9 protein-coding genes are annotated in these 10,894 nt (G+C 69.5%); 1 reads left to right on the plus strand and 8 read right to left on the minus strand.

Annotated features, from left to right (window positions below; genetic code table 11):
* Nucleotides 1-37: 37 nt before the first annotated feature.
* Nucleotides 38-532, minus strand: coding sequence for a LysM peptidoglycan-binding domain-containing protein (locus A9W96_RS10820; RefSeq protein WP_066860747.1), 495 nt, complete (start codon nt 530-532; stop codon nt 38-40).
* A 293-nt stretch (nt 533-825) separates the two neighbouring features.
* On the opposite strand from A9W96_RS10820, the gene lexA reads away from it, so the two are divergent.
* A complete protein-coding gene (gene lexA / locus A9W96_RS10825; RefSeq protein WP_066860750.1) occupies nt 826-1,524 on the plus strand; it encodes a transcriptional repressor LexA in 699 nt (232 codons plus the stop codon).
* A gap of 11 nt (nt 1,525-1,535) precedes the next feature.
* On the opposite strand, the gene A9W96_RS10830 is transcribed toward lexA, so the two are convergent.
* The 7 genes from A9W96_RS10830 to A9W96_RS10860 all read right to left on the minus strand — a co-directional run bounded on the left by A9W96_RS10830 (nt 1,536) and on the right by A9W96_RS10860 (nt 10,609).
* Entirely contained in the window at nt 1,536-3,737 is a 2,202-nt protein-coding gene (locus A9W96_RS10830) for an LGFP repeat-containing protein (RefSeq protein ID WP_067139652.1), read from the minus strand.
* Between the two features lie 554 nt (nt 3,738-4,291).
* Nucleotides 4,292-5,452, minus strand: coding sequence for an acyl-CoA dehydrogenase family protein (locus A9W96_RS10835; protein WP_007774924.1), 1,161 nt, complete (start codon nt 5,450-5,452; stop codon nt 4,292-4,294).
* A 146-nt stretch (nt 5,453-5,598) separates the two neighbouring features.
* A complete protein-coding gene (gene hflX, locus A9W96_RS10840; RefSeq protein WP_066879749.1) occupies nt 5,599-7,038 on the minus strand; it encodes a GTPase HflX in 1,440 nt (479 codons plus the stop codon).
* A 46-nt stretch (nt 7,039-7,084) separates the two neighbouring features.
* Nucleotides 7,085-7,957: a diaminopimelate epimerase gene (gene dapF, locus A9W96_RS10845; RefSeq protein WP_067139658.1), complete on the minus strand. Its 873-nt coding sequence runs from the start codon at nt 7,955-7,957 to the stop codon at nt 7,085-7,087.
* 4 nt (nt 7,958-7,961) lie between these two features.
* On the minus strand, nt 7,962-8,906 hold the full coding sequence (gene miaA, locus A9W96_RS10850) for a tRNA (adenosine(37)-N6)-dimethylallyltransferase MiaA (RefSeq protein WP_067139661.1): 945 nt from the start codon (nt 8,904-8,906) through the stop codon (nt 7,962-7,964).
* Nucleotides 8,907-8,911: 5 nt separating this feature from the next.
* Nucleotides 8,912-9,604 carry a hypothetical protein gene (locus A9W96_RS10855; RefSeq protein WP_067139655.1) on the minus strand — a complete coding sequence of 231 codons (693 nt, stop codon included), beginning with the start codon at nt 9,602-9,604 and terminating at the stop codon, nt 8,912-8,914.
* 27 nt (nt 9,605-9,631) lie between these two features.
* Complete coding sequence (locus tag A9W96_RS10860) at nt 9,632-10,609, minus strand: DMT family transporter (protein WP_066860762.1); 978 nt, start codon at nt 10,607-10,609, stop codon at nt 9,632-9,634.
* Between the last annotated feature and the right edge of the window lie 285 nt (nt 10,610-10,894).

Raw genomic sequence — 10,894 nt, forward strand, 5'->3', positions numbered from 1 at the left:
CTGCACGGCTAACGAAGCCGTTTTCGCACAACGGTTGTCAGCCGACCGGAGCGATCAGGGTCTGGCCGGCCATCAGGTTGGGCGAGTGCAGGTCGTTGAGTTCGCGGATACGGTCGGCGACCTGGGTGGTCGGCGCGTCGGGCGCGACCCGGTGCGCGAAGTCCTGCAGCGACTCCCCCGCGTCGACGCGGACGACCGCGAGCCGGTCGGGAACGTGGGCCGCGGAGTTGGCGGAGTCGCCGTTGAGCACCTGGCCGACGTTCGCGACGAGACCCAGCCACAGCGTGATCGCCCCGGCGGCCACTGCCAGCCCGATCGTCGACGCCCAGGTGGTGGCGCGCCTGCGGTGCGGAGCGACCGACATCGCCACCCCGGTGCCGTAGTAGCGCGTCGCCGCACCCGCCGGGCGGGCCGGCGCGGGCCTGCGAGACCGGGCCAGTCCGTCACGTCCGTACCGAACGCCTTGGACGGGTCCGTTGATCGGGCGCCGAAGACTGCTGATACGCGGCGCAGGCGTGTGGATGACTGTCATCTTCGTTCCTCCGGTCAACTAGCTCTCGCTCGTGTGTTCGACACTAATCGCTTGTGTGTTCGAAACCCGAACATTTGAGCGAAGCGTGTCGCACGAGCAAACGCTAGATCACACCACCGACAAGTTCGTCGGCCTCTACCACTGTCACGAGGCCCAAATACCCGATATCCCGAAGAGTTACACATTTGTGATTCACCCGACTTTGGGCCTTCTCCGCCGGCGTTCCATCCAGGGCGACACGCCACTCGAACACATGTTTGATTCTTGTTCGTCGGGCGGCTACATTCAGTGCCATGGGCGACAGCAACGACATTTCTCCGCCCGGCCCCGAAGGCCGGTTGCACTCCGTGGATCCTTCGCTGACCGAGCGGCAGCGCACCATTCTGAATGTCATCCGCGCGTCGGTCACCAGCCGCGGCTACCCGCCGAGCATCCGCGAGATCGGCGACGCCGTCGGCCTGACGTCGACCTCATCAGTGGCACACCAGCTGCGCACCCTGGAGCGCAAGGGATACTTGCGGCGCGATCCCAATCGTCCGCGAGCGGTCGATGTCCGCGGGGCCGACGACGAGGTGGCGGCGCCCGCCACCGAGGTGGCCGGCTCGGATGCCCTGCCCGAACCCACGTTCGTCCCGGTGCTCGGGCGTATCGCGGCGGGCGGACCGATCCTGGCCGAGGAGGCCGTCGAGGACGTCTTTCCCCTGCCGCGCGAATTGGTCGGCGAGGGAACGCTTTTCCTGCTCAAGGTGGTCGGCGATTCGATGGTCGACGCCGCGATCTGTGACGGCGACTGGGTGGTGGTGCGTCAGCAGAACGTCGCCGACAACGGCGACATCGTCGCGGCGATGCTCGATGGCGAAGCCACCGTCAAGACCTTCAAACGCGCCGGCGGTCAGGTCTGGCTGATGCCGCACAACCCGGCGTTCGACCCCATCCCCGGCAACGACGCGAGCGTGCTCGGCAAGGTCGTCACGGTCATCCGCAAGGTCTGACGCGCGAGGAGTCAGTCGGCCCGGGTGAAGCCGTTGGCCAGCGCGACTTCCTCGCTCGACAACCAGATTTCGGCGAGCGTGTCCTGATACAGGTCGCTGCCCGGCGTGTAGTACAGCCCGTAACGGGCGCTGGCCTTGATCGGGTATCCGTCGGGCGCCTGGTACGGGTCGTCGAGCGGCAGATGGATCGTCGGCCGGCCGTCCGGGCCCGCCAGACCGTTTTCCGAGCCGTCCTCGGCGTCGTCGGCGGCGGCGTGCCGACCGCTACGCGCCGGCGTCCCCGCGGCGACCGCACCGGCGCCCACGGCGTCCGCCGCGTCGGCTCCCGTGGCGCTGTCGGCCCCCGACTCGACATCGGGCTCGGGCGTGGCGACGTCGAGGTAGTCGTCCTCGGGCTCGGCGGTCGCCAGGGCGCCGGTCACGGCGTCGGTGTCCGGCGGGGTGCGGGGAACGACGACGTCGGGATACTCGTCGTCCGGGTAGGCCTCCCGCGCGTAGTCGGCGTCGGGGTCCTCGGCGTCGACGTAGGCCGCGTCGTCCGCGGTCTCGGGCTCGGCGAGCTCGGGGACTTCGTCGGCGTAGTCGGTGTAGTCGGCCTCGGCGGCGGGATAGTCGGCCTCCGGCAGCATCTCCTCGGAGACGACGGGGATGGAGTCGGTGTCGACGGCGTCGGGGTCGTCCTGCTCGAATCCGTAATCGCTCTCGGCCGGAGCCTGACGTTGCCAGCTGACCCGCCCGACGTCCGGCGCCGGTTCGGCCGGCGCGCTCAGCGGCGCGAACGACTCGGCGTCGTGCTCGGAATCGTCGTGCCCCCACGGGCCGTCGGCGTCGTAGCCGAAGTCGCGGCCGCGGTCGGGCGCATAGCCCGCAACGTCGGGTTGCCCGGGCCGGCGCCGGCGCCAGCCGAACAGCACCCACGCCAGGAGTACGAGCAGCACCAACACCGGAATGGCGGCCATCAGCCACCACCAGTGCCAGGTGAACTTCTTGGCGTGCGCCGGCATGGCCGAATTGCTGGGCTGGTTCTGACCCGACACCTGCAGGCCGGACAGCAGGGGCGCCAGGTTGGCCGGTTCCGTGCTGAACGTGTTCTTGGCCCGGTTCCATGAGATCTTGCCGCCGGTGAACTGCTGCGAAATCACGTCGCCGTTCACGGTTTGGTCGCCGACCGGCGCGCCGAGCTTGCCGGCGGGGGCGCGCAGCTTGTCCCACGCCGCCTTCATCGCGCCGCGGATGACGAACGCGCCGTGCTCCGACGTCCAGAAGATGACCGGCTTGTCGGCGGCGGAGAAGGTGCAGACCTTGCTGGAAGGGCCTATGCCGCCGTCGGTTTCGTTGGTGGTGGGGAATCCGAGGTCGCTGCCCACCGGGCCGCCCAGCGACTCGTATTTGGCCAGGATGTCGCTCTCGACGGCGTTCGCGCCGGTGGCCGGCGTGAAGAACACCTTTCCGCCGGCGAAGTTCTGAGCGATCCCGTCACCGCCGACGGAATATTGGCCGCCCTGCTTGGCGCCCAACGGCCCGCTGGGTCCGCCCGCCGCGCGCCACGCCGTGTTGATCGCCGCGGTGGGATCGATCGCCACCTGCAGGCCCTTCAACTGGTCGGCCAGCGCCGGCGGTTCGGTGGTGAACTGCTTGGTCTGCCGGTTCCACGAGACCTGGCCGCCGCTGAATTTCTGCGCGGACACCTCGCCGCTGTAGGTCTCGTCGCCGACCGGCACGCCCAGCACCCCGCCCGAGCTGCCCAGCTTGTCCCAGGCGGTGTTCAGCGCGCCGCGCACCACGAACGGGCCGTGCTCGGGTGTCCAGAAGATCACCGGCTTGTCGCTGGCCGAGAAGGTGATCACCCGGCTGTCGGGGCCGGATAGACCGGGCACTTCGTTGATGGTCGGGAAGCCCAGGTCGCTGCCGGCCGGCCCGCCGAGCTGCTCGTATTTGTCGAGGACGGGCCCGTAGGCGAACTTGGCTCCGGTGGCCGGGGTGAAGAACATCTTGCCGCCGTCGAAGTCCAGGGCGAAACCGTCCCCGACGGGGTACACGTCGCCCTTGCGAGCGCCCAATGGTGAGGTGTCGCCGCCGGCCTTGTCCCAGGCGGCCATGATCGCGGCTTCGGCGTCGCCGATAGGACTCGCTACCGCGGTGGGGGCCAGCAGCACGGCGGCCAGTGCGGTGGTCGTCAAGCTGACCAGCGCGCTTCCGATCAGCTTGCGCATGTGACCTCTCTGCACCTTCACCAAGCCTCCCAGCCGGCGGATAGGGATCTATCTGCGGCTATGCCCTTACCTGCATAACCGGCGAGCGGGCCGTGCTTGCGCGGAAAATGGACCCGCGCACGATCAGCCTTACCGCCGGGCTCGCATAACTTTGCTCCAACCAACAAGAAATGCGAAGTCAAATCACGAATTTTACAAAAACGGATACCACACCGATGTCGAAATGATGCGTGCCCATGGCCCAATCGCGACCCGCCGGGCCACCGTTCGCGCGGTGTTGCGGATATCGCACAGAAAAGCGGCCGGAGCGCGCGCTCGAGGAACGCCGCCGGACTGCCGACTCGCACAGCCGAATTGCGCCGGACGCGGCCGCCCGCGGTGCAGGAGGCGTCGCTCGCGGGGCGATCGCGGGCCTGACTATGCGCGACGACGCGCCCGGCGTAACCGAGACACATCCGCCGACGGTATGGGAACCACCACCGAATTCACGCCCGCACCGACCGCTGGTCGACAAATTCGACCGCGGCTGCCGAAGCTACCCAGCAAACGAAACGCTATACACCGAGGCTGCGGCCGATGATTTCCTTCATGATCTCGGTCGTGCCGCCGTAGATGGTTTGCACCCGCGCGTCCAGATAGGCACGGGCAACGGGATATTCACGCATGTAGCCGTAACCGCCGTGCAGCTGCAGGCAGCGGTCGATCAGGTGCACCTGCTTTTCGGTGCAGTACCACTTGGCCATCGCGGCCTGTTCGGCGGTCAGCTTGTGGTCCAGGTGCAGGCGCACGAACTCGTCGACCATCATGCGGACCACGGTCGCCTCCGTCGCCAGCTCGGCGAGCACGAACCGGCTGTTCTGGAAGCTGCCGATCGGCTTGCCAAATGCCTTGCGCTCCTTGGTGTATTGCAGAGTCTGCTCCAGCACCTGTTCCATGGCCGCGGCCGCCATGATGGCGATTGAGATCCGTTCCTGCGGCAGGTTCTGCATCAGGTAGATGAACCCCATACCCTCCTGGCCCAGCAGGTTTTCGGCCGGCACGTGCACGTCGGTGAACGACAACTCGGCCGTGTCCTGGGCGTCCAGCCCGATCTTGTCCAGGTGCCGGCCGCGCTCGAAGCCCTCCATGCCGCGCTCGACGGCGAGCAGCGAGAAGCCCTGTGCGCCCTTTTCCGGGTCGGTCTGCGCGACCACGATCACCAGGTCGGAGTTGATTCCGTTGGTGATGAACGTCTTTGACCCGTTGAGCACGTAATGGTCGCCCTGCTTGACCGCGCGGGTCTTGATGCCCTGCAGATCGCTGCCGGTGCCCGGCTCGGTCATCGCGATCGCCGTAATCAACTCTCCGGTACAGAATTTCGGCAGCCAGCGCTGCTTCTGCTCCTCGGTGGCCAGGGCCAACAGGTACGGCGCCACGATGTCGTTGTGCAGGCCGAAACCGATGCCGCTGTAGCGGCCCGCGGTGGTCTCCTCGGTGATGATCGTGTTGTACCGGAAGTCGGGGTTGCCGCCGCCGCCGTACTCCTCGGGCACCGCCATGCCGAGGAAGCCCTGCTTGCCGGCCTCCAGCCAGACGCCGCGGTCGACGATCTTCGCCTTCTCCCACTCGTCGTGATAGGGCGCGACGTGGCGCTCGAGGAAGCCCCGGTAGGACTCACGGAACAGGTCGTGCTCTGACTCGAAAAGAGTGCGCTGGTATTTGATGGCGCTGCTCATGGAAGACCTCCGGCGACTGGGATTCTGCAGCCCAACATATACCAACCGGACGGTTGGTCGGCGGCTGGCGGGGTCGGCTACCGCCCTCGTCGGGGGTCTCGGGCGCCGCGACGCAGCACATCGCCCGGTCGTGGGGCAAACGCCCGTTAGTCGGCCGAGAACTCGCGCAGCCGGCCGGCCAGGGCCGTCGGGACCCGGGCCCTGATCCGGGTGCCCTCGGCGTTGTGCTCCTCGGTCTGGACGCGTCCGTCGGCGTGCAGGCGCGCCACCAGGTCGCCGCGGTGGTACGGGATCACCACGTCCACGGCGGTGTCGGCGGGCACAGCGAGCTCGGCGATCCGGCGGCGCAGCGCGTCGATCCCGTCGCCGGTGCGCGCGGAGACGAACATGGCGTCGGGCAGGGCGTGGCGCAGCTTGGCCAGCGCCAAATCGCTTGCGGCGTCGACCTTGTTCACCACCACCAGCTCCTGCGGGGCGCCGCCGTCGTGGTCGGTCCCATAGTCGGCGACGACGTCGGAGACCACCTGGCGGACCGCGTTGATCTGCGCCAGGGGGTTGACGTCGGAGCCGTCGACGACGTGCACCAGCAGGTCGGCGTCGACGACCTCTTCCAGCGTGGAGCGGAACGCCTCGACCAGTTGGGTGGGCAGGTGCCGGACGAATCCGACGGTGTCGGTGAGCACGAACGGCCGGCCGTCCTCGAATTCGGAGCGCCGGGTGGTGGGCTCCAGGGTGGCGAACAACGCGTCCTGTACCAGCACCCCGGCCCCGGTCAGCGCGTTGAGCAGGCTCGACTTGCCGGCGTTGGTGTAGCCGACGATGGCGATCGCGGGCAGGTCGCTGTGCACCCGCCGGCTGCGCTGGGTATCGCGAACCTGCTTCATGTCCTTGATCTCGCGGCGCAGCTTGGCCATCCGCTCGCGGATGCGCCGCCGGTCGGTCTCGATCTTGGTTTCACCGGGACCGCGCAGGCCCACGCCTCCCCCGCTGCCGCCGGCGCGTCCACCGGCCTGCCGCGACATTGATTCACCCCAGCCGCGCAGCCGCGGCAGCATGTATTCCATCTGGGCCAGCGTGACCTGCGCCTTGCCCTCCCGGCTGGTGGCGTGCTGGGCGAAGATGTCGAGGATCAGCGCGGTGCGGTCGATGACCTTGACCTTCACGGCCTTCTCCAGGGCGGTCAGCTGCGCCGGGGACAGCTCACCGTCGCAGATGACGGTGTCGGCGCCGGTCGCCAGCACCACCTCGCGGAGCTCCTGGGCCTTGCCCGAGCCGATGTAGGTCGACGGGTCGGGCTTGTCGCGGCGCTGGATCAGCCCCTCGAGCACCTGGGAGCCGGCGGTTTCGGCCAGGGCGGCGAGCTCGGCCATACTGGCCTCGCTGTCGGCGGCGGTGCCGTCGGTCCACACGCCCACCAGGACGACCCGCTCGAGCCGGAGCTGGCGGTATTCGACCTCGGAGATGTCGGTGAGTTCGGTGGACAGGCCGGCGACGCGGCGCAGCGCCGACCGATCTTCGAGGGCGAGTTCGCCCGTGCTGGGCTCCGGTGCGGCCGGAGAGTGATCGCGGAATTCGGGATGTGTCATAGGCAATACAAGATGATGCACGCGAAAAAGGTTTTGTGCACTCGATTTAACGCTGCTGTTCGCGCCACCATTCCTCGCTGAGTTCTCCTTGGGCCACCAGCACGGACGGTCCGCGCAGGAAGCTGGTGGCCTCGGTGATGGTGACGACGACCTCGCCGCCGGGCACCCGGACGGTCAGGGCGCCGGTGGCCGCACCGGCACCGGCCAGCGCGGCGACGGCGGCCGCCACCGTTCCGGTGCCGCAGGAGCGCGTCTCGCCGACTCCCCGCTCGTGCACGCGCATGTGCACCGCCCCGTCGGCGGGTGCGGTGACGATCTCGACGTTCACCCCGTCCGGGAACTGGGTCGCGTCGAAGCTGACCGGCGCGGCCACGTCCAGCGCCGCCAGCGCGTCGGGCGTCAGATCCGGGTCCACACAGGCCAGGTGCGGGTTGCCGACGTCGACCGCCAGGCCGGAGAACCGCCGCCCGCCAACGACCGCGTTCCCTGGGCCCAGGGTGTTGGCCTTGCCCATGTCGACGCTGATGTCGGCGGTGGTCGCGTCGGCGCGGTGCACGACGACCGGCCGCGGGCCCGCCAGCGACCCGACCACGAACTCGTCGCGGGACTCCATGCCGCTGGCGCGCAGGTAGTGCGCGAAGACCCGCACGCCGTTGCCGCACATCTGGGCTACCGATCCGTCGGCGTTGCGGTAGTCCATGTACCAGTCGCCAGGGTCCACACCGTCGGGCACCCGGTCGAGCACGCCGGCCGAGCGCGCCGCACCGGCGGTGGTGACCCGCAGCACCCCGTCGGCGCCCAGCCCGCGGCGGCGGTCGCAGAGCGCTTCGACCCGCTGCGCGGTCAGGCTCAGCTGGGCCTGCGGGTCCGCCAGCACGACGAAGTCGTTCTGGGTGCCGTGGCCCTTGGCGAATTTCACCTGCTCAGGATACGTGGCGCCAGGCCCGCACGGCGGCGTCGACGAGCGGGGCGCGATCGGCGGCATCGAGCCACTGCACCCGGTGGTCCCGGCGAAACCAGGACCGCTGGCGCCGCACGTAGCGGCGGGTGCCGACGAAGGTCTGCTCGCGCGCCTCGCGCAGCCGATCCGCATCCGGGCCCGCGGGACCGCCCGCATCCAGGGCGGCGAGCACCTGCGCGTAGCCCAGCGCACGCGACGCGGTGACCCCGTCGCGCAAACCCCGCTCTAGCAGTCCGATTACCTCGCCGACCAGACCCTGATCGAACATCGCGTCGGTGCGCCGCGCCAGCCGGTCGTCGAGAATCGTTGTGTCGCAATCCAACCCGACGATGGCCGTGTCCCACCGCGGCGCGCCGATCCGCGGCGCGGAGGCGGCGAACGGCTGACCGGTCAGCTCGACCACCTCCAGGGCGCGCACGGTGCGCCGGGCATCGGTGGGCAGGATCGCCGCGGCCGCGGCGGGATCGCGCCGGGCCAGCTCGGCGTGCAGCTCGCCCACCCCCACCTCGGCCAGCCGCTGCTCCCAGCGGGCGCGCACCGCGGGATCGGTGGCGGGAAACGACCAGTCGTCGAGCAGCGACTGGATGTAGAGCATCGAGCCGCCCACGATGACGGGCAGCGCGCCCCGGGCCGCGATCGCTTCGACGTCGGCCGCCGCGGCGCCTTGATAGCGGGCGACGGTCGCGGTCTCGGTGACGTCGAGGACGTCGAGCTGGTGATGTGGGATGCCGCGGCGGCCCTCGACGGGCAGCTTCGCCGTGCCGATGTCCATGCCGCGATAGAGCTGCATGGCGTCGGCATTGACGATCTCGGCGCTTACACCGAGCCGCTCGACCCGGTCGGCGAAGTCGAGGGCCAGCTGCGACTTGCCGGTGCCCGTGGGCCCGATGATCGCCAGGGGGCGCACGGCCGTCACAACTGCCAGGCGCCGGCGAAATAACCCACCCCGTAGGGCGCTCCGCGGTACAGCTGCTTGGCCGATCGGGGCCCGGGACCGGCCAGGCCGGCCAGCACCTGGAACGCGACCCGTCCCAGGATCTGGTCCGGCAGCTGGCGCAGGGCGGCGACGTCGCCGCTGGCCAGCGCGTCGTCCAGGGCCTCTTGCGCGGCGGCGTTGTCGGGGTCGTACCCGCCGGGGGCGGCCGGTGTCAGTGTGTTCGCGCCGTCGGCCACCACCAGCACCCCGACCGGCTCGGGTGACCGGTCGATCTGCGCGCGCAGGCGGTTGCCGAGCTTGCACGCGGCGGCGGCGTCGCGGTCGCCGCGGTAAACCCGGACCCGTGCGCTGGCCTGCGGCTGCGCCTGGCCACGCACCCACCCGGCCAGCAACGCGCACACGGGAAGCGGCACCGGCGTCGCGGCGTCGTGGGGCCGCGGAGACAACTGGACGGGCACGTCGACGCCGAAACCGGCGAACGTGCCCACGGTGTCGGGACCGAACTCGTCGTCGTCAGGACCCGTTCCGATCGCCACCCAGCGGTTGGGCAACAGCGCCGCCGCGGCAAGCGTCGCGGCGAGAAGCTCGGCCACCTCGGAGGCGGCCGCTCCGGCCAGTTCGGGCACCAGGACCGGCGCCGACGGGACGATCGCGATCGCGCTGAGCACGCCACCAAACTAACGTGGCCGCAAAGGTCACCACCCGGAGGTGTCGGCCACCACCAGACGGTCACTGAAGGGGCCGAAGTCGCCTTCGGTCGGTGCCGCCCGGGGCGGCACTTTTCGCGAGGCACCGTCTCCGCGGGAATCGGACTGATCGATGCTGGCGGCCTCGCCGCGGGCCAGGGCGATCGTGGCGCCGATGACGACGGCGACCGCGCCCACCAGCACGAACGCCTTGGGGCCATGGGCATTCAGCGTCTCACCCAGCACCAGCACCCCGAGCAGGCCGGCGACCACCGGCTTGGCCACCGTCATCGTCGGCAACGACGCGGTCAGCGCGCCGGCGCGGAACGCCGATTGCTGGAAGATCATCCCGCACAGGGCCACCAGCAGCCAGGGCACGAACTCCGGCGAGGTCAGCACGGCCACCGGGCCGCGCTCGGACATCTCGACGACGCCCTTGGTCAGCACCGCAAACAGCGCCAGCGAGGAGCCCGCCACCACCGCGAGCAGGACGGCCGCGAACGGGCTGCCGGCCCGCAGCCGCGCCGTCACCACGCAGGCCACCAGCAGCGGCACCATCACCAGGGCGACGATGATCCAGGTCTGCAGCGGCGCCCGCTGCACGCCGGCCGCCGGATCCCCGACGATGATGACGACCGCCAGCGCGGCCGCCAGGATGAGCGCCCACATCCACTCCCGGGGTTGCACCCGGTGATGGGCGAGGCGCGCGTAGATGGGCAGCGCGAACAGCAGCGCGGTCACCTGCAGGGCGGTCACCAGCACCACCGAACCCCAGGCCAGGGCGGCGGCCTGCAGGCTGTAGTTGGCGATCGCGGCCAGGCCGCCCAGCCACCATCGGGCGTCCCGCAATGACATGCGGAACAGTTCCAGATGGCCGACCGGCTTGTCGGTGATCTCGTGCGCGGAGCGCTGCCGGATCACGTCGCCGACCGCGGATGCCAGCGCCGCGCACACTGCAAGCAACGCCGCGACATCAACCTTCGACATTCTCGACCCCTCCGCCCCTAGACTGTCCGACCCAGCTTTCCCCGGGGCGCAGGCAAATACACGCACAATTTGCGTTCAGTTCAACTACAAATCTATGACGTTCCACACGTTGCTAACTGCGCCGCAGGTAACCGTTCAACTACTACTTCAGCAATCTATGCAACGCGTGGGATAACTCTAAGAGAACTACACAGGTAGCTGTGCGCGATGGCAAAGGCCTTTCGCTGCCAGCGTCTTTCGCCCGCCGCGCGCCGCCCCGGATGGGACAAGTGTCACCTCATCGGC

This window comes from Mycobacterium sp. 1245852.3, from assembly GCF_001669335.1.
Lineage (GTDB): Bacteria > Actinomycetota > Actinomycetes > Mycobacteriales > Mycobacteriaceae > Mycobacterium > Mycobacterium europaeum_A.